The 25,132-nt window shown below is 61.4% G+C and carries 23 protein-coding genes, 1 tRNA gene and 1 pseudogene; 10 read left to right on the plus strand and 15 right to left on the minus strand.

Going from position 1 to position 25,132, the window contains the following annotated elements; all coding sequences use genetic code 11:
* Positions 1 to 25: 25 nt before the first annotated feature.
* Positions 26 to 274 (plus strand): annotated as a pseudogene (locus AB4Z19_RS18545) (Rid family hydrolase); the annotation flags it as partial.
* A 161-nt stretch (positions 275 to 435) separates the two neighbouring features.
* On the opposite strand, the gene AB4Z19_RS18550 reads toward AB4Z19_RS18545, so the two are convergent.
* The 3 genes from AB4Z19_RS18550 to AB4Z19_RS18560 all read right to left on the minus strand — a co-directional run bounded on the left by AB4Z19_RS18550 (position 436) and on the right by AB4Z19_RS18560 (position 4,223).
* Positions 436 to 2,085 (minus strand): M28 family metallopeptidase, encoded by a 1,650-nt coding sequence (locus AB4Z19_RS18550; RefSeq protein WP_442035762.1) that lies wholly within the window; start codon positions 2,083 to 2,085, stop codon positions 436 to 438.
* Positions 2,086 to 2,145: 60 nt separating this feature from the next.
* Positions 2,146 to 3,180, minus strand: coding sequence for an alpha/beta fold hydrolase (locus AB4Z19_RS18555; RefSeq protein ID WP_442023368.1), 1,035 nt, complete (start codon positions 3,178 to 3,180; stop codon positions 2,146 to 2,148).
* A 122-nt stretch (positions 3,181 to 3,302) separates the two neighbouring features.
* Positions 3,303 to 4,223, minus strand: coding sequence for a LysR substrate-binding domain-containing protein (locus AB4Z19_RS18560; RefSeq protein ID WP_442023366.1), 921 nt, complete (start codon positions 4,221 to 4,223; stop codon positions 3,303 to 3,305).
* Positions 4,224 to 4,324: 101 nt separating this feature from the next.
* Between AB4Z19_RS18560 and AB4Z19_RS18565 the strand changes: the two genes are divergently transcribed.
* Complete coding sequence (locus tag AB4Z19_RS18565) at positions 4,325 to 5,344, plus strand: zinc-dependent alcohol dehydrogenase family protein (protein WP_442035763.1); 1,020 nt, start codon at positions 4,325 to 4,327, stop codon at positions 5,342 to 5,344.
* On the opposite strand, the gene AB4Z19_RS18570 is transcribed toward AB4Z19_RS18565, so the two are convergent.
* The 6 genes from AB4Z19_RS18570 to AB4Z19_RS18595 form a co-directional block, all read right to left on the minus strand.
* A complete protein-coding gene (locus AB4Z19_RS18570) occupies positions 5,335 to 5,715 on the minus strand; it encodes a VOC family protein (protein WP_442035764.1) in 381 nt (126 codons plus the stop codon). The genes AB4Z19_RS18565 and AB4Z19_RS18570 overlap by 10 nt on opposite strands.
* Positions 5,708 to 6,433, minus strand: a complete 726-nt coding sequence (locus tag AB4Z19_RS18575; RefSeq protein ID WP_442035765.1) for a hypothetical protein — start codon at positions 6,431 to 6,433, stop codon at positions 5,708 to 5,710. Before AB4Z19_RS18575 ends, AB4Z19_RS18570 begins: the two co-directional genes overlap by 8 nt.
* Positions 6,434 to 6,453: 20 nt before the next feature.
* Positions 6,454 to 6,795 (minus strand): DUF1840 domain-containing protein, encoded by a 342-nt coding sequence (locus AB4Z19_RS18580; RefSeq protein ID WP_442035766.1) that lies wholly within the window; start codon positions 6,793 to 6,795, stop codon positions 6,454 to 6,456.
* Positions 6,796 to 6,959: 164 nt separating this feature from the next.
* Entirely contained in the window at positions 6,960 to 7,889 is a 930-nt protein-coding gene (locus AB4Z19_RS18585; protein ID WP_442023359.1) for an alpha/beta fold hydrolase, read from the minus strand.
* Between the two features lie 50 nt (positions 7,890 to 7,939).
* Positions 7,940 to 8,638, minus strand: coding sequence for a LytR/AlgR family response regulator transcription factor (locus AB4Z19_RS18590; protein ID WP_442023357.1), 699 nt, complete (start codon positions 8,636 to 8,638; stop codon positions 7,940 to 7,942).
* The gene (locus tag AB4Z19_RS18595) at positions 8,638 to 9,705 is read right to left on the minus strand and encodes a sensor histidine kinase (RefSeq protein WP_442023355.1); all 1,068 of its coding nucleotides are present in this window, start codon (positions 9,703 to 9,705) and stop codon (positions 8,638 to 8,640) included. Before AB4Z19_RS18595 ends, AB4Z19_RS18590 begins: the two co-directional genes overlap by 1 nt.
* A gap of 131 nt (positions 9,706 to 9,836) precedes the next feature.
* Between AB4Z19_RS18595 and AB4Z19_RS18600 the strand changes: the two genes are divergently transcribed.
* From AB4Z19_RS18600 to AB4Z19_RS18615, 4 genes are all read left to right on the plus strand, one after another.
* Positions 9,837 to 10,730: a DJ-1/PfpI family protein gene (locus tag AB4Z19_RS18600; protein ID WP_442023354.1), complete on the plus strand. Its 894-nt coding sequence runs from the start codon at positions 9,837 to 9,839 to the stop codon at positions 10,728 to 10,730.
* Positions 10,731 to 10,784: 54 nt separating this feature from the next.
* Complete coding sequence (locus AB4Z19_RS18605) at positions 10,785 to 10,994, plus strand: DUF2945 domain-containing protein (protein ID WP_442023352.1); 210 nt, start codon at positions 10,785 to 10,787, stop codon at positions 10,992 to 10,994.
* 187 nt (positions 10,995 to 11,181) lie between these two features.
* On the plus strand, positions 11,182 to 14,277 hold the full coding sequence (locus tag AB4Z19_RS18610) for a TonB-dependent receptor domain-containing protein (RefSeq protein ID WP_442035767.1): 3,096 nt from the start codon (positions 11,182 to 11,184) through the stop codon (positions 14,275 to 14,277).
* A complete protein-coding gene (locus tag AB4Z19_RS18615) occupies positions 14,274 to 15,773 on the plus strand; it encodes a glycoside hydrolase family 28 protein (protein WP_442028791.1) in 1,500 nt (499 codons plus the stop codon). Before AB4Z19_RS18610 ends, AB4Z19_RS18615 begins: the two co-directional genes overlap by 4 nt.
* Here AB4Z19_RS18615 and AB4Z19_RS18620 read toward each other — a convergent pair.
* The gene (locus AB4Z19_RS18620; RefSeq protein ID WP_442028790.1) at positions 15,767 to 17,362 is read right to left on the minus strand and encodes a glycoside hydrolase family 43 protein; all 1,596 of its coding nucleotides are present in this window, start codon (positions 17,360 to 17,362) and stop codon (positions 15,767 to 15,769) included. The genes AB4Z19_RS18615 and AB4Z19_RS18620 overlap by 7 nt on opposite strands.
* A gap of 217 nt (positions 17,363 to 17,579) precedes the next feature.
* Between AB4Z19_RS18620 and AB4Z19_RS18625 the strand changes: the two genes are divergently transcribed.
* Positions 17,580 to 18,641 (plus strand): alpha/beta hydrolase, encoded by a 1,062-nt coding sequence (locus tag AB4Z19_RS18625; RefSeq protein ID WP_442035768.1) that lies wholly within the window; start codon positions 17,580 to 17,582, stop codon positions 18,639 to 18,641.
* 729 nt (positions 18,642 to 19,370) lie between these two features.
* On the opposite strand, the gene AB4Z19_RS18630 is transcribed toward AB4Z19_RS18625, so the two are convergent.
* The 4 genes from AB4Z19_RS18630 to AB4Z19_RS18645 all read right to left on the minus strand — a co-directional run bounded on the left by AB4Z19_RS18630 (position 19,371) and on the right by AB4Z19_RS18645 (position 22,067).
* Positions 19,371 to 19,940, minus strand: a complete 570-nt coding sequence (locus AB4Z19_RS18630) for a TetR/AcrR family transcriptional regulator (protein ID WP_442035769.1) — start codon at positions 19,938 to 19,940, stop codon at positions 19,371 to 19,373.
* Positions 19,941 to 20,004: 64 nt separating this feature from the next.
* The gene (locus AB4Z19_RS18635; protein WP_442035794.1) at positions 20,005 to 20,961 is read right to left on the minus strand and encodes an alpha/beta fold hydrolase; all 957 of its coding nucleotides are present in this window, start codon (positions 20,959 to 20,961) and stop codon (positions 20,005 to 20,007) included.
* A gap of 18 nt (positions 20,962 to 20,979) precedes the next feature.
* A complete protein-coding gene (locus AB4Z19_RS18640; RefSeq protein WP_442035770.1) occupies positions 20,980 to 21,666 on the minus strand; it encodes a glutathione S-transferase family protein in 687 nt (228 codons plus the stop codon).
* A 325-nt stretch (positions 21,667 to 21,991) separates the two neighbouring features.
* Positions 21,992 to 22,067, minus strand: a tRNA-Phe gene (locus tag AB4Z19_RS18645).
* 96 nt (positions 22,068 to 22,163) lie between these two features.
* Here AB4Z19_RS18645 and AB4Z19_RS18650 point away from each other — a divergent pair.
* Genes AB4Z19_RS18650 through AB4Z19_RS18660 form a run of 3 tightly spaced genes read left to right on the plus strand, consistent with a single transcriptional unit; the run spans position 22,164 to position 24,381 of the window.
* Positions 22,164 to 22,550: a GtrA family protein gene (locus AB4Z19_RS18650; protein ID WP_442029106.1), complete on the plus strand. Its 387-nt coding sequence runs from the start codon at positions 22,164 to 22,166 to the stop codon at positions 22,548 to 22,550.
* 11 nt (positions 22,551 to 22,561) lie between these two features.
* Positions 22,562 to 23,050, plus strand: a complete 489-nt coding sequence (locus AB4Z19_RS18655) for a hypothetical protein (protein WP_442029105.1) — start codon at positions 22,562 to 22,564, stop codon at positions 23,048 to 23,050.
* Positions 23,047 to 24,381: a GAF domain-containing protein gene (locus AB4Z19_RS18660; RefSeq protein WP_442029104.1), complete on the plus strand. Its 1,335-nt coding sequence runs from the start codon at positions 23,047 to 23,049 to the stop codon at positions 24,379 to 24,381. The genes AB4Z19_RS18655 and AB4Z19_RS18660 overlap by 4 nt, the downstream gene beginning before the upstream one ends.
* Here AB4Z19_RS18660 and AB4Z19_RS18665 read toward each other — a convergent pair.
* On the minus strand, positions 24,378 to 25,073 hold the full coding sequence (locus AB4Z19_RS18665) for a hypothetical protein (RefSeq protein ID WP_442035771.1): 696 nt from the start codon (positions 25,071 to 25,073) through the stop codon (positions 24,378 to 24,380). The two genes, AB4Z19_RS18660 and AB4Z19_RS18665, sit on opposite strands and share 4 nt — an antisense overlap.
* Positions 25,074 to 25,132: the final 59 nt, after the last annotated feature.

The raw sequence follows: 25,132 nt of genomic DNA on the forward strand, positions 1-25,132 counted from the left end.
CTGCGCCAATATGAACCGGGCGGAAATGCGTCCGGTGGCCGTGACTGGTGCGCCGAAAGCAGTTGGCCCTTATTCGCAGGGCGTGGTGGTGAATGGCTTCCTTTATACCGCCGGTACGCTGGCGCGCGATCCCGCCACCAATAAGCCGGTTGAAGGCGATATCACCGTACAGACCAACCGCATCTTCGATAATCTGGAAGCGATCCTTGCTGGCGCTGGATGTTCGCTGAAGGATGTGGTGAAGGTGACCGTCTACATGACCAACCTCGACGAATTCGCCAAGATGAATGAGGCCTATGCGGCACGCTTCGGGGAGAGTAAACCCGCCCGCCCGCACCACCATCCAGGCAGCGAAACTGCCAGGCGGTGCGAGCATGGAGGTGGACATGGTGGCGCGCCTGCCCTGAGGCTGCGCGCCACGTGTCGCGGTGAGACTTACTTGCGCTTGTCCGCAGTCTGGTCGCGCACGGTGCGGAACTCGGAGTCCTGCGACCAGTTCGGCCAGGCGTTCGAATCCGCCATGTCGCGGCCAACGCTGTACAGCAGTTCCAGGTCGCGCGCCATGCCGGTGAATGGCCACTGTGCGCTCCATTCGTCGGACGGCTGGTGGTAGTTGTTGGTCGTGTAGCTCTCTTCGGCTTTGCGGCCGGCCGCCACGCCACCTTCCACCCAGTCTTCACCGGAGCCGAAGGACACCGCAGGCACGCCGCGCTTGGCCATCGGGAAGTGGTCGGAACGGAAGAAGTGTCCGGCTTCCGGCAGCGGATCAGGCGAGTAGGTCAGGTTCCACTGCTTGGCCTTGGCGACCATCATGTCCAGCACGTCCAGCTTGGCGCTGCCGGAAATGGTGAAGTTCCTGGCCGGGCCATAGGGGCTCAGCGCGTCCATATTGAGCATGCCGACGGTGGTCGCCAGCGGATACAGCGGATTCGCTGCGTAATACTCGGAACCCAGCAGGCCTTTCTCTTCAGCCGTGACCGCCAGGAAGACGACGCTGCGCTTTGGCGCCGGCGCTTTGCCGTAGGCGCGTGCCAGTTCCAGCAGGGCGGCAGTGCCGGTGCCGTTGTCGACGGCGCCGTTGTAGATCTTGTCGCCCTTCGCATCAGGCAGGCCGACGCCGAGGTGGTCCCAGTGCGCGCTGTAGATCACGGTCTGGTCAGGATGCTCGGAACCGGTGCGGATCGCCACCACGTTCTTCGATTTGATCACACGGGCATCCACGGCAAAGTGGCCGGACATGGTCACGCCGGTCAGCACTTGCGGCTTGAAGTCGCGGGTTTGCGCCTGCTTCTTCAGCGCGTCGAAATCGAGGCCGGCACGCTTGAACAGATCGACTGCCGCATCACGCTGAATCCAGGCTTCCACTGGTGCGTGGGCCTGGGTTGGGTCCTTGCGCACGATGTCGTACTGCACATTGGTATTGGAGTTCTTCACGGTCGCCCAGCCGTAGGATGCTGGTGCGGTTTCGTGCACGATGATGGTGCCCAGCGCGCCGCGGCGCGCCATCTCTTCGTATTTGTAGGTCCAGCGGCCGTAGTAGGTCATGGCCTTGCCGCCGAAGTCGCCCTGGCCGGTTTCGAAGTCAGGGTCGTTGATCAGGACCACGGCCAGCTTGCCCTTCAGGTCCATGCCTTTGAAGTCGTCCCACTTGCGCTCAGGCGCGGTCACACCGTAGCCGACGAAGACCAGCGGCGCCTTGTCGAAGTCGACGCGCTTCTTGCCGTTCTGCGCTGCGCGCACGGCCATCTGTTCGCCCTGGGTGTAGGTCTGCGATTGCTTGCCGTCGCTCACGGACAGCGTGACCGGGCCCTGGATTTCGAAGCGGCCCAGCGGCACGTCCTGCGTCCAGTTGCGCTTGCCCTTGACCATGTCGCCACCTGGCTGCAGGCCGGCGGCTTTGAACTGGTTGATCAGATAGGTGACGGTCTTGGTTTCGCCGATAGTGTTCGGACCGCGGCCTTCGAATTCATCCGACGACAGGACTTTGACGTCCTGCGACAGGTGCTGCGGGTCGAACTTCGGGGAATTCTCGGCGTGCGCGGCAAATGCGGATAGCATCAGGGCGGCGAGGATGGTGTGTTTCACTGATAACCTCCATTCGGATTGAAGTGCCGAGAGTATCGTCCGAATGGAGGGGCAGGTCAATCAAGCAAATGAAGCGACATCCAGTATCGCTTGCGCAAATTCGCGTGGCGCTTCCTGCGGCAGGTTGTGGCCGATGCCGCCTGTTGCAGTGCGATGTTCATATTTACTAGTGAACTTGGGGCGATATGCGGCAGGTGCTGGGTGCGGTGCACCATTGGCGTCGCCCTCCATCGTGATGGTCGGCACGCTGATCGCCGGGAATTGCGCCAGCTGCTGTTCGATCGCGTCGTACTTCGATTCGCCCTGTGCGGCGCCCAGGCGCCAGCGGTAGTTGTGGATCACGATGTCGACGTGGTCCGGATTGTCGAAGGACTGTGCGCTGCGGTCGTAAGTGGCGTCGTCAAAGGCCCACTTCGGCGAAGCCAGCTTCCAGATCAGACGATTAAAGTCCTTACGGTTCGCTTCATAGCCCGCGCGGCCACGCTCGGTCGCGAAGTAATATTGATACCACCATTCCAGTTCGGCTTGCGGCGGCAGGGGCTTCTTGTTGCCGGCCTGGCTGCCGATCAGGTAACCGCTGACGGACACCAGTCCTTTCACGCGTTCAGGATGCAGAGCAGCGATGATGTCGGCCGTACGTGCGCCCCAGTCGAAGGCGCCCAGGATGGCGCTGCGGATTTTCAGGGCGTCCATCATCTCGACGATATCCATCGCCAGCGCGGCTTGCTGGCCATTGCGGACGGTGTCCTTGGACAGGAAGCGGGTCGCGCCGTAACCGCGCAGGTAAGGCACGATCACCCGGTAGCCGGCGGCAGCCAGCAGTGGCGCCACGTCTTCAAAGGCGTGGATGTCATAAGGCCAGCCATGCAGCAGGATGACCGGCTGGCCAGTCGACGGGCCCAGTTCCGCATAAGCGATATCCAGCTCGGAAGTCTTCACATGGCGCAGCTGGTCCAGCGCCGAACGGCCGGCCGATGCGGGCAGGGTTGCTGCTTTGGCCGTTGGGCCGAAAGCCAGTTCGAGGGCAGACAGGCCGGCCAGTGCAAAAGCGCCCGTCATCAGGAAGCGGCGCTGCTTATTGATATTCTCAGACATACTTACCTCCACCTTTCGTTTTGAACAATGTAGCCAGTGTATGTAAGCCGTATGTCGGCTATGTGTCGCAATGTACAAAGGACCGCTTTTGCACGCGGAGGAGTATATCTTGACGGCTGAGTTCAGCCGCGCGCGTTGAACACCGCTGGCTGCGACGCGGCCAGCTTCATTAGTTCTTCCACCGTGACCCGGACTTTGGGCTGCATATGCCATTTCTTCTGCCAAACCACGTGGATAGGCATGGCGCCGCCGGAGAGTTCGGGCAGTACGGCCTTCAATTCTCCTGATTTCAAAGCGTCTTCCGCCAGCCAGCCTGGCAGCTGCGCCAGCCCGCAGCCGGTGACGGTCGCACACAGCAGCGCATCGCCGTCTGTCAGCTCATGACGCACCGGCACTTCAAAAGGAGCAGTGTGGCCATCTTCACTGGTCAGCAGCCAGTTCGAGCTGCCGCCACGGCGCCAGCCGATCAGGCAATCATGCTTTGCCAGGTCTTCGCGCTTCTTTGGCGCGCCGCGCCGCTTCAGGTAGGACGGCGCGGCGCAAATGACCAGGCGTTGCTCGCCCAGTTTGCGCGCCACCAGGTCAGTGTGGTCGCCCAGCATGCCGATGCGCACGGCGAGGTCGATACCTTCGCCCACCATGTCCACCGTACGGTCGCGCAGCGTGACCGATAAATCCAGCTGCTCGTGGCGCTGGCTCAGTTTCAGCAGCGCCGGCATGATGTGGCGGCGCCCGAAGGTAGTTGGCAGGTCGACGCGCAGGCGGCCGATGGGATGCCGGTGGCCGGTCGCCAGAATCGATTCGGTCTGTTCCAGGTCCTCCAGGATGCGGCGGCAGCTTTGCAGATAAGTCTCGCCCTCCGAGGTGAGATCGAGGCGCCGCGTCGTGCGATGCAAAAGCTGTACGCCGAGCCGCGCCTCCAGCCGCGAAATGCTCTTGCCCACTGCCGATCCCGTTACGTCCAGCTTCAGGGCGGCCGCAGTCAGGCTGCCTTCATCCACCGTGGTGACGAACTCGCGTATGCCTGCAAAACGGTCTTCCATGATTTGATCCTGTCAGGATTGAATGAGTGGAATTCTACCTACTAAATAAACTTAAGGGATTGAATTAGACTTTTCTCCATCGATTTCTATTGGAGAAGCAAATGAAAGCATGGCTGTTGAAGGACTTTGGACTGGCGAACCTGCAGCAGGCGGAAGTACCGACGCCGGTGCCTGGCGCGGGTGAGCTGCTGATCAAGGTTGGCGCTGTGTCGCTGAACTTCCGCGACAAGGCAATTGTCGACGGCATCTACGAACCGCATCTGGTGCCGAAGCCCCTGATTCCGGTATCCGACGCGGCGGGCACTGTGGTCGCGGTGGGCGAGGGCGTAAGCCGTTTCAAGGTGGGTGAGCGCGTGAACTCAACGCTGTATACGCGCTGGCTTGACGGCATGCCTGGCCCGGATGAACCCTTGTACTGCCTGGGCTCCCCGCTGCCGGGCGGTCTGGCGGAGTACATGATCATCCACGAACAGAGCGCAGTGAAGGCCCCGGATGAAATGAGCGATGTGGAGGCATCGACCCTGCCGATTGCAGCGCTGACGGCCTGGTATTCGCTGATGGACGTCGGTCACTTGCAGCCCGGCCAGACCGTGCTGGTACAGGGGACTGGCGGCGTCTCGATTTTTGCGGCGCAAATCGCCCTGGCGCACGGTGCCCGGGTGATCGCCACGTCCAGCAGCGATATGAACCTGGAGCGCGTCAGGGCGCTTGGCGTCCTTGACGGCGTGAATTACCGCTCCCACCCGAACTGGGAACACAGGGTGCTGGAGCTCACGGATGGCAAAGGTGTGGACATCACGCTCGATGTCGCAGGCGGCGATGGGTTGAACCAGTCGGTGCTCGCAACCCGTGTCGGCGGCACGATTGCCCAAGTCGGTTTTCTCACTGGGCAGACTTCGGCACTCAGCCTGATGCCGGTCATCTTCCGCCAGACCACAATCCGCGGCATTGCCGTCGCACCGCGCAGCTCTTTCGAACGCATGAATCCTTTCCTGGACAAGCATCGCATCAAGCCTGTCATCGATCATGTGTATTCGTTTGACGAAGCCTTGCAGGCCTATGAACACCTGGCGCGCGGGCCGTTCGGCAAGATCGTGATCAAGATCTCTGATCAGCCGTAGCAGCGGATTTCGATGCTGTGGTGGTCGGGGTCGTCGAAGTAGATGGAGTCGGCCATGCCACGCGCGCCGAGGGTGCGGCCGGGAGGGCCGCCATTGCGCTCGAAGTGGTTGCCGCCGAAGGCAATACCCGTCGCCTTCAGCCGCTGGTGCACCTGTTCGAAGTCTTCGCGCGCGAGCGCAAAGGCGAGGTGCTGTTGAAGCGCCGGCTCCGACTGCATCAGATCCAGCGTCAGGCCGGCATTGACGCGCACTATTTCGAACGGCCCGGCGCGGCCCTCATGCCGGAAGCCGAGAATGTCCTGGTAAAACCGCGCCGAGGCAGCTGCGTCGCGCACATTCAGGATCAGGTGGTCGAGCAGAATGTCAGGCATATACCAGTTCGATCAGGGCGTCGTCGGGATAGGCTTTGTTCCGGATCGGGGGCTGGAAGCCGTGGCCTTCGGGCGTCAGGTCGAGCGCGATGCGCTGATCGCCATGGAGCAGGGTGGCTTTGGCGAGCTGGCGGGCAGTCGTGGTGGGGATGAGGATCTTCTCGTGCATCGCCCAGTCCGCGCTGCGCAGCAGGGAGTTGACCAGCGACTTGAGCATGAAGCTCATTTCCGCCTTGGCCGTCGCGATCTTGACCTTGGCTTCGAGCCGCAGGTCGCCGAGGCGGCGCATATTCTCCGGCACGCCGAGACTGCGGATATCCGGTTGCCAGCGGAATTTGCTTTTCGGTTTGTTCAGCTGCAGATCGGCGTTATCGTCTGCCACCAGTTCGCTGGGCGGCAGGATAAAGGTATTGTCGGCCGCGACCGGAACGGCGAGCGAGGTGTCTTCGCCGGCGATGCGCAGGGCCAGATCGCCCATGTCGGCATCTTCTTCGGTGGGGCGCAGGCGGAAGCGCATTTCAGGCGCATCCGGCGCCAGCGTGTGGAACTCCTCGAAGGCGTCCAGACCGGCCAGCATCACGCGATAGCTCTTTAATTCGGAACTATGCATGCCCCGGACGATGGCGGCCAGCGGCTCGTCCACCGGCGTGTCGGCTAAGACCGGGCCGACGGCAAGCAGCGAGAGGGCGAGGGCGAGGGGACGGTTGCGGACGGACATGACCACGTTCGCACGGCGCGTCAGACGCCCCAGATGATGTATTCGTTTTCCTGGCTGGCGGAGCGCAGCATCTCCAGCAGGGGGAAGGCGCGGGCGTGGAAGCTCACACGCTGGAGCATGGCGTGCTCCTTGGTTTCGCCTTCTTCCTGCTCGTGGGCGTGCACGTCGTGTTCAACGTCCTCAGTCGGGTGCTCCTTGGTGTATTGCACTTCCTGCTCCAGCAATGACAGCGCCTGGGTCGCTTCGGCCGCCGTAATCACGCCACGCTTCGGGCTCTTGTTCAGCAGGCGGAGAATGCGCTCGGCATGCTCCTGGTACATCAACACTTCAGGAGAAGATTTGGACTTGAACGAAATCAACATAATGCGGCCTTCCACGAATAAATCTTGTCGTTCAGGCAGCGCGTGGTGAATTAGCCTGCCCGTAGTACAGACATTAGGCCGATTTTGTTGTTTTCCATAGAGAATTCTGTTCGCTTAAGTTTGATTTAAGTCATAGACAGGATCGAACGATCGTTGTCAGAACTTTATTTTGCTGGGTTTTCTCCCAGGAAGGTCTGTATTTTTTCGATCGTCATGGCGGGCGCTTCCTCCATCAGCCAGTGGCCGGCGCCTGGAATAACCACTTCGGTGACATGGTCGGCGGCATTGCGCATCACGATCGCTTCATTGTTGCCGAAGGACTTTTCGCCGCCGATTGCCATCACTGGCATGGTGAGTTTTGTTTTGATGGATTGGAGGTTGTCTTCCGCGTCCTTGCGGATGGACTGGAACTGGGCAAAGGCGGCCCGCATTGTGCCGGGGCGGGCGTAGAGCTTCGCATAATGCGCGCGCGTGGCTTCGTCGATTTTGGAAGGATCGCCGGCGAAGTCGTTCCAGAAGCGGTCCAGATAAATGCGCTCGCGGCCCTTGACCAGGCGCTCGGCATCCTTGCCGCCGAAATCGAAATGCCATAGTACGGGCAGGCGAACGATTTGCTCCCATGGTGGTACGCCGGGCACGGGGGCGTCCATCACCACCAGCCTGGTCGTCTTGTCCGGATAGCGGGCGGCATAGGCATAGGCGACCATGGTGCCGATGTCATGGCCGACGATATCGGCTTTGTCGACGCCCAGCATGTCCAGAATGGCGCGGATATCGCCCGCCTGCGTCTTCTTGTCGTATCCGCCGTCCGGCATCGAGGACAAGCCCAGCCCGCGCAGGTCCGGCACGATCACCTTGTGGTCTCTGGCCAGGGCCACCGCCAGTGGCGTCCACATATCGCCCGTGTCGCCGAAGCCGTGAATCAGGACCACGGCCGGACCATTGCCGCCCACCCGCACATGCAGCGTGGCGCCATCGGTCTTGATATCCTGGATCTTGAAGCTGGCAGGGTAGGGCATGGGCGCTGCGAGTGCAGGCAGTGCGGCGGCTGCCAGCAGGGCGGCAGCGAGGGCAGATACGAAGGGAATGCGCATGCGTCGTTCTCCTTTGGTTGGGTACCACCGCCCAAGAGAGTAGCAGATTCTTAAGCCGGGGCCAGTTTTTCCATCACCGCCTTGCGATAGCGGCGGCTCATACGCAGCCGCTGCGCGTCGCCGAGGACGACTTCGTATTCGCCGTCTTCGCGGATTTCCAGCGCACGGATGCGATCGAGATTGACGATGGCGGAGCGGTGAATACGGTAGAAGCCATATGGCGTCAACTGCGCTTCCAGATCGGCGAGGCTGCGGCGCAGCATGTGCGTGCGGCCCGCCGCGTGCAGCGTCGAGTAGTAGTCGCTGGCTTCGATCCAGTCGATGTCGGCGAACTTCACGACCTCCAGCGTGTTGCCGTTCTTGATGATGAAGCGGCGCGTTTCATCCGGCACGCGCAGGCGTTCCTTCACGCGCGCCAGCACGCGCTCGAAGCGCTGGTCGTCGAAAGGCTTCAGCAAATAGTCCAAAGCGCCGACTTCGAATGCGCGCAAGGCGAACTGGTTGTGTGCCGTGACGAAGACAATCGCGAACGATGGCGACGGTCCGATGCGCTCCAGCAGTTCAAAGCCGTCGCATTCGGGCATTTCGATATCGAGGAAGACCAGGTCGGGAGCGTGCTCGGCGAGTGCGGCAAGCGCGTCTTCAGCCGAGCCGCATTGGCCCACCACGGTGATTGCCGGATCGCGTGCCAGCAGCACGGCGAGATTGCTGCGCGCGAGCGGTTCGTCGTCGATGATCAGGGCACGCATCAAGTCTCGCAATAGGGCAGGGTGATCGTGGCCAGCACGCCTGACGCCTGATTGCGCAGGGTCAGCGCTGCGTCCGCATACAGCGCCTGCAGACGCTGGCGCGTGTTGGACAGGCCGACGCCATCGCGAATCTGCTCCGGCAGCAGTGGGCCGTCGTTCATCACGCTTAAGGTCAGCAGCCCGCCTTCGCGCTCGGCGGTCACGCGCAGCTCGCCGCCTTTCGCGCGCTTGGCGATACCATGCTTGATGGCGTTTTCCACCAGCGGCTGCATGATGAAGTCCGGCACCTGGGCTTTCATCAACGGCGCCGGAATGTCGATGCGGCAGCGCAGGCGCTCGGCAAAGCGCATCTGCTGGATGTCGAGGTATTTGCGCAGGAAATCGACTTCGTCTTCCAGCGCGACGAACTGGCGATCGGAACGTTCGGTCACGCGGCGCAGCAAGTCGCCAAGAGAGGCGACCATCGCGATCGCATCGCGGTCCTTCTTCTCACGAATCAGACCCGTGACGGCGTTCAGGGCGTTGAGGATGAAGTGCGGCTCGATCTGAAGCCTGAGTGCCGCGAGCTGGGCTTGCGCCAGCAATTCGGACAGGCGCGCACTGGCCTCGCGCTGGCGCAGCAGGCGGTGCTGGGCGTCGATTGTGATTGCCACGGCCACGATCGCGCCATACAGAATCACGTCGCCCACCAGATTGTTCAGCAATTTGGATCGCAGCAGCGGCATAAATGGATCGGCGCCGTGTGGATACGCAAAGGGATTGGTCGTGTGTTCCAGCGCCGAGGCCCAGGTGGCCCATGCCACACCGATCAGCAGACATGCGGCGCTGTGCACGAGCCAGGGCGCTGCGGCGCGCGACGGCAGGGGAAAGCGCTGTAGCAGGACCAGTGCCATCGGCGTGAATACCGCCCAAACCGCCCAGGATGCGAAGGTCACCGCAAACAGCGTGGCCCACGCATGCTCCATGCCCATGGCTTTCATCGACACGACGGTCTGGGTCGCATCGAACAGGGCCAGGGCCAGCCACGGATAGGCTACGTAGCGCAGGGTTTTTGCTGAAATCGTCATGGCGCAATCATAGGGGAAAACCGGTGGCCGGGCGATGGTTTGCAGCGAATCCACGGCAGCCTGCAGCCAGGTGCGTCGCGCCGCAGCAAACGCGATGGGACACTACACCCATCACATTTCAAGGACCAATCATGAACCGACGTGACCTCTTCCGCCTTTCCACCGCGATGGGACTGACCGCGGCGCTGCCTGCGCTGGGTAAGGCCGCAGCGGCTGCGCCCACACCTGCACGAGTACCGGCGCTTCAGCCGCCGCCTGACGGCGCCATCCCCGTTGCATTCCTGCTGTCCGATGGCGCGGTGATGATCGACTTTGCCGGACCTTGGGAAGTGTTCGAGAACGTCAGCATTCCGGGCCGCGAACAGGCCTTCAATCTCTACACGGTTGCCGCCACCACCAAGCCAATCAAGGCCAGCGGCGGCATGACCATCGTCCCTGAATACTCCTTCGACAATGCGCCTGCGCCGAAAGTGATCGTCATTCCGGCGCAGAGCGCGCGCGATGAAGCCGTGCTGACCTGGATACGCGAAGCGTCGCAGGAGGCGGACCTGACGATGTCGGTCTGTACCGGCGCCTTCCTGCTTGCGAAGACGGGACTGCTGTCCGGCAAAGCCGCCACCACGCACCACGGCTCCTACACGCAATTCGCGATGGCTTTCCCCGACATTGCGCTCAAGCGCGGCGCGCGCTTTGTGGAAGCGGGCAAGTTCGCCAGCGCCGGCGGGCTGTCCTCCGGCATCGATCTCGCGCTGCGTGTGGTGGAGCGCTACTTCGGCCGGCCCGTTGCGGCCAACACGGCGGACGCATTGGAATACCAGGGACAGGGCTGGCTCAATCCGGAGTCCAACGTTGCTTACGCCAAGCGCCGCCGCTCAAGCGCCGAGCACCCGCTATGCCCCGTGTGTGAGATGGAAGTGGCCAAGGCTTCCGCGCCAACGTCCCGCTATCGCGGCAAGACCTACTATTTCTGCATGAGCGACCACAAACAGCTGTTCGACGCCAACCCGGCGCCTTATCTCGGATAAGCGTGCGATCCGTCGCCACGATCTGTGCTCCAATCTTCCGATAGGAGGCAGATCATGGCGGAAGAGCTCAAAATTGGCGACAAGGTGCAGTGGAATTCCTCGCAAGGCCCGGTTCACGGCACCATCAAAAAGAAGCTGACCTCGCCCACCCACATCAAAGGCCATGAAGTCGCGGCCTCGCCCGGACACGTCGAATACCTCGTCGTCAGCGACAAAACGGGCGCTGAAGCCGCCCACAAAGCCGAAGCGCTCAAGAAAATCTGATTTGCAACAGATTCCAGCGCGAATCAATCAACTTGATGACTAAAAAGGGCTTCGATCAACTCCCTGATCGATAGCCAATTGACCCTGTTTGCAATCGCTCTCTAACATCGCCTAAGCCGCACAGTACGGCGAGTAAATGATAGCGCTATCTTATAAAGTCGCATTAAAAATAGAGGAAGACAAAATAATGAGATCTAAGAAGCAGACAGGAAAGAAACGCACACAACTCAATCACAAACCTGCCGTATCGGCGCTGCTGATCGCGGCCAGCATGGGCGGCGCGGCGCAGGCACAGCAAGCGCCGGACAGCGCAAAGCCTGACGAAAACGTCGTCACGATCACGGGTTCGCGCCTGGTCAGCCGCGGCTTCCTGGCGCCGACCCCGGTTACCGTGGTCGATGCACAGGAACTGAAGGTGTCCGGTACCCAGAACCTGGAGAACCTGCTCAACGATATGTCGCAGTTCACCGGCAATCAGTTGAACAGCCCCACAGCCAACACCGTGCAGGCGGGCCAGCCGGTCGGCACCTCCACGCTCAATCTGCGCAACCTCGGCGCGACCCGCAATCTGGTACTGGTCAACGGCCGCCGCTTTGCGATCACCGGCCCTGACTTCACCACCGACATCAACACCATTCCGACCGCGCTGGTGAAGCGCGTGGAGACTGTTACCGGTGGTTCGTCCGCCGTGTATGGTTCGGACGCGATTTCCGGCGTGGTCAACTTCATCCTGCGCGATAACTTCCAGGGCGCGGAAATCAATGTGCAGAGCAACTGGGATCAGCCGACGCACACGCCAACCCGCAGCGTCGATTTGACGGTCGGCGGCAACTTCGACAGCGGCAAGGGCAACGCCGTCATCTCCGTCAACTACCAGGACCGCAAAGGCACCACGCGCGGCGACTTGGGCGGCTATGCCTTGCCTTCGCTGGGCGACGGCTGCGTGACCGCCGCGTCGTGGTCGGCCACCGGTCCCGGCACGCCGTTGGCCGTGCCTTCCGGCCAGACCTGTCTGTCGGCGGGCGGCAAGCCTGGCCTGGTCTACAGCGGTTCGTCGACCGTGCCGACGGGACGTATCGGCAACCTGCCGGTGGTCGGCTCTTCCAGCTCCAACGCCGCGCTGGATGCGGCCATGCGCGCAGCGGGCCTGGGCAGCATGACCACGCTGGGCGCCATCTTCGACCAGACCGGCAAGACCGTGCGTCCCTACACCACGGCCGATGCTTACGACCTTGGTCCGCAATCCTACGTCGTCACGCCGCAGAAGCGCTGGGTGGCCAACGCCTTCGCCCACTATGATTTCAATCAGTACGCGACCGGCTACAGCGAGGTGCACTTCAGCAGCAACCGCGCCAGCGTGCAACTGGCGCCGTCCGGCGTAGGCGGCAACTTCCTGGTCAACACCAATAATCCTTATCTCAGCTCGCAGATGCAGGAAGTGCTGCGCCAGCTGGACCTGAAGGAAAGCGGCACCTCGACTGTCACCAACGGCAAGAGCACGCTGTCCACCACTGCTGGCGATGGATTGGCGGTTCTGAATCTGAACCGGCGTATGACCGATGTCGGTCCGCGCGCGGCAGCGACCGACCACGAAACCTTCCGTATCGCTTTGGGCGTCAAGGGGCAGCTGCCGAATATCTCGGACAATTACCTGAGTGACCTGAAGTACGATATGTACTACACCAACAGCCGCACCACGGAATCCCAGCTTCAGGCCGGGTCGATTTCGCTGAGCGGTTTCCAGAACGCGCTGCTGTCGCAGGGCGGTGCTGCACCAGTGCTGAATCCCTTCGGCCAGAACATCAGCCCGGCCGCCGCCACTGCTGTTTCGGTCATCTCCAACTCGAATATCACCGCCGAGCAGCAGGGTCTGGCCGCTGGGCTGACCGGTACGCTGTTCCAGCTGCCAGCCGGTCCGGTCGACTTCTCCACCGGCGTGGAACGCCGCCGCGCTGACGCCCGTTACTCGCCGGATGCCTACCTGGCTTCGGGTGACGTCGCCGGCTGGAATGCGGCGCGCAAGACCGAAGGTTCGGAGACTGTGAAGGAAGTGTTCGGCGAAGCGCGCATCCCGCTGCTGACGGACAAGCCCTTCGCCAAGAGCCTGAGCGTAAGCGGCGCCTTCCGCCGTTCGGACTACGATGTGGAATCGGTCGGCGCGGTGTGGACCAACTCGGTCGGCGCCGAATGGTCACCGGTGCAAAGCCTGACCTTTCGTGCGCAGAAGCAGAAGTCGATCCGCGCGCCAAACGTGGGTGAGCTGTACGGCGGCCAGGGCACCAATGGCCCAACCGCGACCGACCCGTGTTCCAGCCGCCAGCCTGCATCGCAGCAGACGGCAGCTGTGCGTGCGCTGTGCCAGGCGACCGGCGTGCCGGCCAATCTGGTGTTCGACCAGTCCATCCAGCCGACCAATTTCCTGACCCAGATCGTGGGCGGCAATCCGGGCCTGAAGGCTGAGACTTCGCACACCACGACTTTCGGCGCCGTGTTCGCACCCACCACCGTGCCGGGCCTGCAAATGAGCCTGGACTACTACCGCATCACACTGGATGACGCGATCTCCACGCTGGGCGGCGGCGGCATCCAGTCGGTGCTGAACCTGTGCTATAACACCATCCAGAACGCGAACAGCGTGTACTGCAAGGCCATCAACCGCGACCCGGTGACCGGCCAGATCGCAGCACCGACGTACGTGATGACCACGGCGGCCAATATCGGCGGCATCAAGACTTCGGGCCTGGACGCTGCGGCGCACTACGGCTTCCGCACCGCTTTCGGCTTGATGGGCGCAGACAGCCGCTGGAATCTCGACACCAACTGGACTTATGTGAAAGAGCTGACCTTTACGCCAATTCAGGATCTGCCGAACATCACCAACGAGTGCGTGGCAAGCTTTGGTCCTACCTGCGGCCAACCGGTGCCGCACTGGAAGGGCACTGCGCGCGTCACCTGGAACTCGGGCAAGGCAATGCTGTCGGCCCGCGTGCGCTACCTCGGCAAGGTGACCGTGGATACCTACGTTCTGCCGCAGCGCCAGGGAGGCACGCCACCGGCGCTGGAGTCGCTGACCAATCCGAAGATCGGCGCTTACGCCTATCTGGACCTGACGGCCGGCTACGACTTCACCAAGAACATCAGCCTGGTGGCCGGCGTGCGCAATGTGCTGGATAAGGACCCGCCAGTGCTGGGCTCCACGCAGCTCCCCGCAAACAACAGCATCCCCGCGACCTATGACCCGCTGGGCCGCAATCTGTTCTTCAGCCTGGACGTCAAACTGTGATCAAAACTGGCCAACAACGACGGCAACTCACCTTCGCGCTGGCAGCGGGCTTGCTCAGTCCATGGACCGTAGGAGCCGCTGCGGCGGCTGCCGCGGCCCCGGACTGGGCAGACCAGCTGCGGCGCGATCTGGACAAGATGGCCGCGCATCTCACGCAAACGCTCAAACCATGGAAAGTGCCGAACCGCGTATTCCTGCCGGAAGATCACGGCCTGGCATCCGGCGCAGCGCCCGCTGCCACGACGACGTCGATCCAGCGTGCGATTGAAGCCTGTGCCACGGCGGGCGGCGGCACGGTGCGTCTGGCGAAGGGTGATTACGTCAGCGGCACGCTGGTGCTGCGTTCCGGCGTGATGCTGGAAGTGGCCGAAGGCGCGCGGCTGCTGGCGAGTACCGACCTGCACGATTTTCCGGAGCACGTGGCGAAGCGGCCGACGGTCATGGACAGCAATATGGGCATGAATCAGTCGCTCATTTTTGCCGAGGGCTGTGAACGTATCGGCATCTGCGGCAAGGGCATGATCGATGGACGCGGCACCAAGGACAATTTCCCCGGCGAGGAAACGGCCGGTTCAACGCCAGGACGTCCCTTCCTGATCCGCGTGATCGATTGCCGACAGGTGGTGGTGCGCGGCATCCATCTCAAGGATTCCCCCTGCTGGATGCAGAACTACCTGAACTGCGAAGACCTGATTGTTGACGGCATCCGCGTCGATAACCAGGCCAATCACAATAACGATGGCCTGGATATCGACAGCTGCCGCCGCGTCATCGTGCGCAACAGCTTTATCAACGCCGAGGACGACGCCATGTGCTTCAAGGGCGCTGGCCAGCGGCTGGCGGAAGACATCCTGGTCGAAAACTGTGAGTTCTACAGCACCTGCAATGCGCTGAAGTTCGGTACGGACTCGCAGGGCGACTTCCGCAATGTGCTGGTGCGGAATGTGACGGTGGGCGGGCCGTCCGATGCCATGCGTGCCATGAACCGGCGCAAGGCGGACGGCGGCATCTCGTGGGAGATCGTGGACGGCGGCACGCTGGAGCGCGTGCTGGTGCACGATGCGCACATCGTCCGCGCCGAAAGCCCGCTATTCCTGCGGCTGGGCGATCGCGGACGCGTGCGGCCGGAGCAGCAACGTCCCGGTCCGGGCGTGCTGCGCTACATCGTGTACGACCGCATCACGGGCGACAACAATGGCATGCGCGGCTCCTTCTTCAGCGGCATTCCGGAGAGGGCGATCGAGCATGTGCTGTTGCGCGATGTGTCGCTCGGCATGGCCGCTGCCAATGCACCGGCCGTGGACCAGGCCGCGGTGCCGGAAGCGCATGCCGAGTATCCCGATCCGCATATGTTTTCCAAGGTGATGCCTGCTTACGGCCTGTGGGCGCGGCACATTCGCCAGCTGCGCTTGCAGCGCGTGCGCTTCAGCGTGTCCGGCGCTGACGCGCGGCCGGAGGTGCTGGCTGGCGTCGACGCTGAAGTCCTGCGTCAGTGAGCGTTCGTGACCCTGAACCAGTCGATGTCGATGTAGTTGCGGTCGATCCGGTTTGGGGCGCGCGCTGACCTGGCTTCGTCGCTGTCCGATTTGATGTAGGTGAACACGGCAGGTCGGCTGCCTTTCCACCACGAGAAGCGCGCCAACTGCGTGACAGGACCGAACTCTTTGAACGGCGCCTGGTCCTGCAGGGCGTATGAGAATTGCACGGTCTGATCCTGCTTCACCACCGCACGCAGGATCACGGCCGGCGCATCGATTCGCGGCCCGCGCAGCTCCTCGCCGGAATTCGAATAGCTCAGGTAATTGACGCCATTCTCGCGCACGATGCCAATCCACGGTACTTTCACACCAAACAGCGTCAGCCCTGCGCGCTGCTGCTCCGCCAGTCCTGCCAGTTCGATGCGCGTGGCGATCTCCGACTGCGGGCCTTGCAGAATCTGCGTCAGCGTATTGCGCGCGCCGACCAGATAGCGGGCCTTGTTGGCCTCAATGCGCATATAGCCTGGGCGCTGCGTCAGACTCCAGCGCGCATCGTCAGGATTGTGATTCCATGACCATTGCAGGCCCAGAGTAGACGCCGAGAACTCATCGCTGTCTTGTAGCTGGTAGGCGACGCCGGTTTGCGGCAGCGCGTAGCTGCTGACCGGCGTACCAGAGAGCTCGGCCTTGTCGCTCCTTTCGCCGATGATGGGCCAGTCGTCTTGCCAGACCACCGGTTCAAGATAAGTAATGCGGCCAAAGGCGCCGGTACTGTTGAAGTGGATGAACCAGCCTTGTCCCGTCGGCGTTTCAATGTAGCCGCCCTGGTGCGGGCCTTTGATGGTGGCCGTGGGCTTCAGCACGGCGCGCGATTCGTAAGGTCCGTCGATATGCCGCGAGCGCAGCACGGCTTGCGGTCCTGTCTCGACGCCGCCAATCGGCGCGAAGATGTAGTAGTAGCCATTGCGCTTGTAGACCTTGGGGCCTTCGAACACCGGCAGGTTGACTTTGTCGTCGACGATGGTTTTGCCCGCGTCGTACACCGTTTTGCCATCAGGGCTCATGGCGTGCAGGATGCCAGGCCCCGCGCCGACCCTGGAATGCACCAGATAGGCTCTGCCGTCGTCGTCCCAGAAAGGGCAAGGATCTTCGTAACCTGGCCCCGCCAGCACGGCAACCGGCTCGGACCATTTGCCCGCCGGGTCGGCGGCGCTGCTCATGAAAATGCCTTCGTTCGGCGTGGCCCAGTAAACATAGAAGCGGCCGTCATGGAAGCGTATCGACGGCGCCCACACGCCGCCCGCGTAGCGCATACCATCGCCGACCGGCTTCGAGATACTGTCCGTCAGCGTGTAAGGCGGCACCATGTCATAGGCCGGATGGAAGGGCAGCTTGGGCAGCACATGGCCAAGAATCTTCCAATGCACCAGATCGCGCGAAGTCAGGATGGGAATGCCCGGCGAAAAATGGAAGCTGGAGGCGACCATGAAGTAGTCGCTCCCGACGCGGATCACGTCGGGGTCCGAATAGTCAGCATAAAGAATGGGATTACTGTAAGTCTGCGCATGACCTTGCGTGCAGCACAGCGCAACGAATGCAGCAAGCATCAACTTCCTCAATCCCATGGGCCATCCTCTTTTCTGGCGATTCCACAAGTAGAAACGAGGGCAGCTATCGAGTCAATCGGCAAGTGATCAACATGCTGATGGATTATGACCAACGGCGCGCCTTATAACAGGCATTACCGCCGGGTTGACGAAAACCAAAAGCCAGCTAATATTGTCTTGATATCTTAAAAAATGCCGGTTCTGAAAGGGATGGGCCATGAGAATTGATATCAGGACGATGATGCGGACGGCCGCCGCCGCTACGCTGTTGTTTGTTGCTAGCGCAGGCGCCATCGCCGCGAATACGCCGCAACTGGCCATGGAAGAATTCATGGTGCCGGCGCAGGACCCCGGCATCAGCCTCTATGTGCGCAACAAGCATCCTCAGGGCGAGAAGCGATTTCCCGCCGAGAAGATCCTGCTGTATGTTCACGGCGCGACATACCCCTCCGAGGCCACATTCGATCTGAAGCTGAACGGCCTGTCATGGATGGACTACATGGCGCGGCATGGCTACGACGTGTACCTGGTCGATCTGCGTGGTTACGGCAAATCGACGCGACCGCCGGAAATGGACAGCCCCGCTGCAGAAAACTTCCCAATCGTACGTACCGAAACCGCAGTGAAGGACGTCGGCAGCGCTGTGGACTTCATTCTGAAACGCCGCGGCGTATCGAAGATTAATTTGATGGGATGGTCCTGGGGTACCACACTCATGGCCGTCTATACGACGCAAAATAACGATAAGGTCAATCGCCTGGTCCTGTACGCGCCACAGTGGATTCGCACCACGGCTTCGCTCGCGGACCCCGGCAACAAGCTTGGCGCCTATCGCTCCGTCACGCGCGAATCTACCAGGGAGCGCTGGCTGACCGGCGTAGCGGAGGACAAAAAGCGCGACCTGATTCCTGCTGGCTGGTTCGAGGCCTGGGCCGACGCCACGTTTGCGAGCGACCCAATCGGTGCGGCGCAATCGCCTCCGGTGCTACGCGCACCGAACGGCGTTGTGCAGGATACCCGTGAATTCTGGGCCGCCGGCAAAGCCCTGTACGACCCGGCCGGCATCCGCGTCCCGACCTTCCTGGTCCATGCCGAGTGGGATGCCGACTTGCCGAGCTATATGCTGTATGCCTACTTCGCCAAACTGGTGAATGTGCCATACAAGCGCTATGTCGAGATAGGCGAGGGCACCCATAGCATCCTCATGGAGAAGAACCGCATGCAGCTGTTCGAAGCCGTGCAGCACTTTCTGGATGAGAGGGTGGTGGCGAATCAATGAGCGCTCATTCCATGATCTCATTAGAAGTCACGAAGTCGCCGCCTCGTCCGGAGGGACGACAACTGATTGCTTAACGCATGTTGCAGTATGCAATTCAAAAGCATGCCGTTAAGTCGCCCTTAGTTTTAGAAAGTGTGTGTGCGAGATCAGTTGCTCGTACCGACAAGGACAGAACGTCTGCGCTAACCGCGTGGAATCGCGCATCGCCCGGATTTGCTTGCTGTTCGAGATTGGCTCGCAACTCGGACAGGGCCGAGCCTGATACTTCATGTTTCGACCACAGACTGTTCGTTTGCTCGCTGAATTGGCCCTGTCCGTTTGACCTGCCCGCCATACTCTTGCGAACGCCGCCACGCGATCGTAAGACCCTCCGAATCTCAGTTCCTTAAGCTCTTCGTGAATTTGTTTCAGGCTACGTCGCTGTCTGCGCGACTTGGCTGCTTCGGTCAAGTCTCTTTTTAGTTTGTTTTCTGGCTGGTGATTTTGGTATGCGCTGCTCAAAATATACACAAAGGCCGATAATGCAGTAGAGCATATTAAGTTGCTCAGAGGAATAAATCACGCACTACCACGGAGGAGAATTTAATTCCTTCTTTTGCAAAGGAATATGCATATTTGGAGGGGCGCCCAAAAACAAAAACGCCACCCGAAGGTGGCGTTTTTACTTTTTATTCTTGGTGGCCCGGGGCGGAATCGAACCACCGACACAAGGATTTTCAAACTTCGGCTCTACGAGAACAGTCCCGCCTGTCGGTAGGAAGCGAGGATAGCATCGAAGACAGCCGGGTCGCCCCGTCCACGAGCGACCAGCTGCGCCCCTTCGATGGCGGCGAAGATGGCCATCGCGCGCGACTGTGCCAGTGCCGCGTCTGTTCCCGGCCGCCGCGCCAGCAAGAGGCGGCCCAGCCATTCGACATTCGCGTCGGTAAACCCGTTGACCTGCGCGCGTACTTGTGGCGGCAGGTCGGCCTGCTCGGCAGACATGATGCCGCACAAGCACATCCGGTTGTCATCCACCAGTGCCTGGCGGAAGATTTCCGTGTATTGCTGCAAGCTGTCCTCCAGCCCCGCACCGGATGCGAATAACGCGTCCAGCGCCATCATGCCGTCTTCCGTATAGCGCCTCGCCAGCGCCGCCCCCAGGTCGCCCTTGGTGGGGAAATGATAGTGCACGCTGGCGCTCTTGACGCCCACCGCCTCGGCCACATCGCGGAAGCTTAGTGCGTTGTATCCGCGTGCCTGCACCATTTTCCGGCTGACGGCCATGATGTGCTCGCGGATGTCGGATCGGTTCGCCAAACTACTCTCCTGATCGATAGATAGGCGGCATGATACACATACTCACACCGCCTCGTCACGAATTTCAAGATTTCAGGAAGGCCAGCAGGTCGGCGTTCAGCTTGTCCTTCTCGGTGATGAGCAGGCCGTGTGAACCGCCTTCGTATACTGCGAGCCGCGCGTTGCGTAGTAGCTTGGCCGCTGGCGCGCCGGTCAACTCGATGGGGCAGATCTGGTCGTCACTGCCATGAAGCACGAGCGTCGGTACGGTGATCTTCGCCAGGTCGGCGCGGAAGTCGGTTTCGGAAAAGGCGGTGATCGCATGGTAGGCCGCCAGCATGCCGGTGTTCATGCCCTGCCGCCAGTAATCCTCGCGCACCCCGTCCGACGCCTTTGCGCCGGGGCGGTTGTAGTTGTAGTAGGGCAGGCTGACGTCTTTGTTCCATTGTGAGCGGTCGGCTTGCACGGCGTTGCGGAAGCCGTCGAAAAATTCGCGCGGCACGCCACCGGGGTTGCTGTCCGTTTTCAGCAGGAACGGCGTAACGGCAGCAACCAGCGCGACCTTGGCGACGCGCTGTGCGCCGTGGCGGGCAATGTAGCGCACCACTTCGCCGCCGCCCATTGAGTGTCCAATGAAGGTGGCGTCTTTCAGATCGAGGGCGTTGACCAGGGTCGCCAAGTCGTCGGCGAAGGTGTCGTAATCATAGCCTTGGGCGGGCTGGCTGGATCGGCCGAAGCCGCGCCGGTCATGCGCGATGACGCGGTAACCGTGCTGGGCCAGATACATCATCTGGTTTTCCCAGGCATCCGACGATAGCGGGTAGCCGTGGCAGAACACCACCGGCGGACCGCTTCCCCAGTCCTTGTAATACAACACGGTGCCATCGCGGGTGGTAATGGTATTTGCGGTGAGCTTGCCAGCCTGGACGCCGGCTGTGGGCTTGCCAGGCGCGGCAGCGGTAGCGCTGATTGCTGTCAGTCCGGCGACGGCGCCAGCGAGACTGGCCAGCATGCTGCGGCGATCGGTACGGGGCGGAGACATAGTCATGGTGGCTCCTGGTTAAAAGCCGAGGCGGCGCAGATCGTCCGCTTCGAATTGCTGGCCGCTGCGGTTTTTCACGCTTGGACGCTCGGCGATCCTTGCCTGCCACGCTGCCAGCGCGGATAGTTCGGGCGGTATCGGTACGCCGGCGGCGGAGGCATGCATCAGTGCCGCAAATACCGTAATGTCGGCCATCGAGAAGTGCTCGCCTGCCACATGCGGCTGAGTTGCCAGTACGCTGTTGAAGTACTGCATGCCGCTGGCGAACTTGGCCAGACTGCGCTCACCCCACTGCTTTCGATGCGTCCATTCAGGACTTTTATAGGCCTGCAGACTTTCTCCCAGCCCGGGGGTGGCGTGGTGGAAGTAGATGCCGATTGCATCGATCAGCTGGTCATCGGCACGTTTTTGCATCATGTGTATCAGGGCCTGTTGTCGTGCAGTGGTGCCGGTGAGCACCGGGTTGCCGTCCAGGTTGTCCAAATACATGGTGATAGCTACCCCTTCGGAAATGAAGGTCCCGTCGTCCAGCTCAAGAACCGGTACGACTCCATTGGGGTTTTTTGCAAGGAAGGCGCTTTGCTTGTGTTCGGCCCCGATTAAATCGACGCTGATGAACTCAACCTGAGATTCCAGGTTCTTTTCGGCAAGAACGATGCGGATACGGGCTGGGTTAGGGAATCCTGCTCGGTCATAAATTTTCAAAATGCACTCCTTGAGCTACCGATTTGGTAGGTAGATTGATTGGCTGTCGGAAGGCAAACGATGAGTTGTTTACCTATCGATAGATAGATAATACTTCCGAGTTTTGGGTGCGTCAAGCAATTTAGCGACCGCGCATTGAGCACGTCGCGGCCGGCCGCGGAACACGACATATGGCCGCTGAAAGGGTCTTGGGACAGGGGGGGGCAGCGACGGCGAAAACGGTACGTGAGACCGTAGCCGAGAATGGACCGGAAAACCCGGAAATGTTGCGCACAAAGCAAAAACGCCGATCAGCAATGGATCGGCGTTTCGTGAGGTATGTTCTTGGTGGCCCGGGGCGGAATCGAACCACCGACACAAGGATTTTCAATCCTCTGCTCTACCAACTGAGCTACCAGGCCAAGGCGCGCAATTATAGCAGGGTGTTTGGCCGGTTGGCTAGTCCCTTGTTTTATAATCGCGGGCTGGCGCCCTGGGGGCGTTTCAAGAACATCAACATGAGCAAGTCGACCCATCAGCAATTCCTGCGCTTTGCGGCCAATGGCGTGGCCGGACTGGTCGCCGATATGGCGGCGCTGTATCTCGCCCTGGCGCTGGGCTGCGGCTATTACGTGGGACGGTTGCTGTCCTTCCTGTTTGCCGTCTGGGTGACCTGGCGGCTGAACCGCCGCTACACCTTTGCCGCCACGGACAGCGTCTGGCGCGAGTGGTGGCGCTATCTGGTCGCCATGCTGGGCGGCGGTGCGATCAACTATGCGGCCTACACCCTCGCGCTGCAGCTGCTGCCGCATGCGGCCTGGACCCCGGCGGCCGGTGTGGCGATCGGTTCACTGGCGGGCATGACTTTCAATTTCATTACCGCCAAGCGCTTCGTGTTCAGATAGAATCGTCCGACATGAGCTCGCCCTCCCTCGATGCCGGACAAATCGCCTTCATGCGTGCGGGCGTGTCGATCAGCGTCGCCACCTGTTCGGCGGGCGGCGTGCCGGAGCTGGTGCGGGCCATCGGTTGCCGGGTGAGCGATGACGGCAGCAGCGTCACTGTCTTCGTGCCCGAGTCCAAATCCCAGTGCGTGCAGCGCGATATCTTTGCCAATGGACGCATCGCAGTCGCCTTCACCCAGCCTTCCAGTCACCGCACGATGCAATTGAAAAGCGATGATGCACGGGTGACCGCATCTTCAACCGAAGACCTGCAAGTGGTGGCAGCCTACTGCGATGCCTTTGTGGCCGAAGTGGGCGCGATCGGCTTCCGCGAAGAGATGGTGCGCATGCTGCTTTCCTGTCCGCCGAATGAACTGGTGGGGCTGAGCTTCCGCCCGCAGCAAGCCTTCACACAGACGCCCGGCCCCAACGCAGGCAAACCGCTGGAGGCTGGAGCATGAGCGAGGTCCGCCTCGACACGATCCGCGAGTGCTTCGAGGGCGTGATCCCCGCGGTGCTGGCGACTGCCGATAAGGAAGGCGTGCCGAACGTCTCCTATCTCTCGCAAGTGCAGTACATCGATCGCGAACACATTGCGCTGTCCTACCAGTTCTTCAACAAGACGCGCCAGAACATTCTTGCCAATCCTCGCGCGCGGCTGATGGTCATCAATCCCTTTACGGGCGCGCAGTATTCGCTGCAGATCGAATACCTGCGTACTGAAACTTCGGGATCGCTGTTCGAGAGCATGAAGGCGCGTCTGGCGGGAATTGCCTCGCACGTCGGCATGAGCGGCGTATTTCATTTGCTAGGTTCGGACGTCTACCGCGTCAACGACCTGCTGCGGGTGGACAAGGATGCCGTCCCCGCGCCGGAAGCGTCGCGCAACACACTGGCCGCGCTGCGCGTATGCTCCGAGCGCCTGGCCGCTTGCCGCGACCTGGATCGCCTGTTCGACGAAATCATGGCCTGCCTGGACGAGAAGCTGGGAATCAGCCACGCCATGCTGCTGATGCACGATAGGGCAGCGGGCAATCTGTACACCGTGGCCAGCCACGGTTACGCCGAATCCGGTGTGGGCTCCGAAATTCGCATGGGGCAGGGCGTGATTGGTGTGGCCGCGCGCGAGCGCACGCCGGTCCGCATCAGCCATATGACGGCGGAGTACAGCTACAGCCGCGCCATTCGCGAGCAGCTGACGGACAGCGAACTGGCGGAAGAGATCCCGTTTCCCGGACTGGCCGAATCGCGCAGCCAGCTGGCCGTGCCGATCGTCGGTTGCGACTATTTGCTTGGTGTGCTGTATGTGGAGAGTCCGCAGGATCTGCGCTTCAGCTATGACGATGAAGATGCGCTGGTCACGCTGAGCGGCCAGCTGGCGATGCAGATGTACATCCTGCAGAACGCGGCGCAAGCCGAACCTGAGCCGCTTGCAGCGCCGGACGAAGCGCGCGCGCAGCGCGAAGCGGCGCCGCTGCTGGTGCGCCATTACGCAGGCAACGATTCCGTGTTCTTTGGCGACGATTACCTGATCAAAGGCGTAGCGGGCGCGGTGCTGTGGTGCCTGCTGAAGGACCACGCGACTCTGGGCCGCACGTGTTTCAGTAACCGCGAGCTGCGCCTCGATCCACGTATCCGCCTGCCCGATGTCAGCGACAATCTGGAAGCGCGCCTGGTGCTGCTGGCGCGCCGCCTGTGCGAACGTGATGCGGGAGTGCAGATCGAGAAAACAGGCCGCGGCCATTTCCGTCTTTGCGTGCGCCAGCCCCTGGTGCTGCATGAGGTGATTTAGGCTGCCAGGGCTTGCGGTGCAGCCAGCGCCGCGTCCAGCTTTTGCGCGGAGCGTTGATCGAGCAGCGAGCGTGCAAAACCGAGCATGCCTTCAAAGACCGGCGGAGGCATCCCGGCGCGCATGCCCATCATCATGCCTGCCAGTTCGGACGGGTTAAGTGCGGGGATCATCCAGCGCATGGCGAGCTGCATCTCTTCCTGCGGAATGGTGCTGACCAGGGCATCGTGGATGCCATCCAGTTCTTCATCCGTGTAGTGGGCCCACAGGATGGCGTTGTTCTCCGTTTCTTCCATATTCATGTGCACCAGGTTCTCGCCGACGAAGACGGACAATTGCAGGTGCAGGTGGTCCAGGTAATCCTGGCGCCTGGCGCCGCTGTGTTCTTCCACGTGGCCGCACAGCGCGTTCAGTTTGTCGATGGCCCAGTCGTGATGATCGTGATCGCCTTCGGTGACCTGGGCCGAACCGGCGCGGCGGGCGTTCATTGCGGTATGGATGAAGCTGGCCTCGTGCTGCATGTGGCTGCGCATGAAGGCCAGCAGCTCGCGGATCTGGCGCAGGCCGGCGGACAGCTCTTCAGCGTCGTTGGCGTCAAGGCGCGCGGTGCGGTTCAGGGTGTCGCTCATGTAGGCGCGCAGGGCTTTGTGGATGCCGCTGTACAGATTATTGCGGCGGGCTTGTGATTCACTCATTTCCATTTCCTCTTTCTTTTCCGTGGGGCGAAATGCCCGAACAGAATGGTAGTCAGAGG

The sequence above is a fragment of the Pseudoduganella sp. RAF19 genome (assembly GCF_052114165.1).
In the GTDB taxonomy this organism is placed as follows: Bacteria; Pseudomonadota; Gammaproteobacteria; order Burkholderiales; family Burkholderiaceae_D; genus Rugamonas.

Coding starts and splice junctions, on each gene's coding strand:
- AB4Z19_RS18620 (WP_442028790.1), bottom strand. CDS start 17,362: ATGCTTGCTGCATTCGTTGCGCTGTGCTGCACGCAAGGTCATGCGCAG.
- AB4Z19_RS18585 (WP_442023359.1), bottom strand. CDS start 7,889: ATGCGCATTCCCTTCGTATCTGCCCTCGCTGCCGCCCTGCTGGCAGCC.
- AB4Z19_RS18625 (WP_442035768.1), top strand. CDS start 17,580: ATGAGAATTGATATCAGGACGATGATGCGGACGGCCGCCGCCGCTACG.
- AB4Z19_RS18570 (WP_442035764.1), bottom strand. CDS start 5,715: ATGCCTGACATTCTGCTCGACCACCTGATCCTGAATGTGCGCGACGCA.
- AB4Z19_RS18635 (WP_442035794.1), bottom strand. CDS start 20,961: ATGTCTCCGCCCCGTACCGATCGCCGCAGCATGCTGGCCAGTCTCGCT.
- AB4Z19_RS18580 (WP_442035766.1), bottom strand. CDS start 6,795: ATGTTGATTTCGTTCAAGTCCAAATCTTCTCCTGAAGTGTTGATGTAC.
- AB4Z19_RS18665 (WP_442035771.1), bottom strand. CDS start 25,073: ATGAGTGAATCACAAGCCCGCCGCAATAATCTGTACAGCGGCATCCAC.
- AB4Z19_RS18600 (WP_442023354.1), top strand. CDS start 9,837: ATGAACCGACGTGACCTCTTCCGCCTTTCCACCGCGATGGGACTGACC.
- AB4Z19_RS18555 (WP_442023368.1), bottom strand. CDS start 3,180: ATGTCTGAGAATATCAATAAGCAGCGCCGCTTCCTGATGACGGGCGCT.
- AB4Z19_RS18605 (WP_442023352.1), top strand. CDS start 10,785: ATGGCGGAAGAGCTCAAAATTGGCGACAAGGTGCAGTGGAATTCCTCG.
- AB4Z19_RS18575 (WP_442035765.1), bottom strand. CDS start 6,433: ATGTCCGTCCGCAACCGTCCCCTCGCCCTCGCCCTCTCGCTGCTTGCC.
- AB4Z19_RS18590 (WP_442023357.1), bottom strand. CDS start 8,638: ATGCGTGCCCTGATCATCGACGACGAACCGCTCGCGCGCAGCAATCTC.
- AB4Z19_RS18660 (WP_442029104.1), top strand. CDS start 23,047: ATGAGCGAGGTCCGCCTCGACACGATCCGCGAGTGCTTCGAGGGCGTG.
- AB4Z19_RS18595 (WP_442023355.1), bottom strand. CDS start 9,705: ATGACGATTTCAGCAAAAACCCTGCGCTACGTAGCCTATCCGTGGCTG.
- AB4Z19_RS18560 (WP_442023366.1), bottom strand. CDS start 4,223: ATGGAAGACCGTTTTGCAGGCATACGCGAGTTCGTCACCACGGTGGAT.
- AB4Z19_RS18655 (WP_442029105.1), top strand. CDS start 22,562: ATGAGCTCGCCCTCCCTCGATGCCGGACAAATCGCCTTCATGCGTGCG.
- AB4Z19_RS18610 (WP_442035767.1), top strand. CDS start 11,182: ATGAGATCTAAGAAGCAGACAGGAAAGAAACGCACACAACTCAATCAC.
- AB4Z19_RS18565 (WP_442035763.1), top strand. CDS start 4,325: ATGAAAGCATGGCTGTTGAAGGACTTTGGACTGGCGAACCTGCAGCAG.
- AB4Z19_RS18650 (WP_442029106.1), top strand. CDS start 22,164: ATGAGCAAGTCGACCCATCAGCAATTCCTGCGCTTTGCGGCCAATGGC.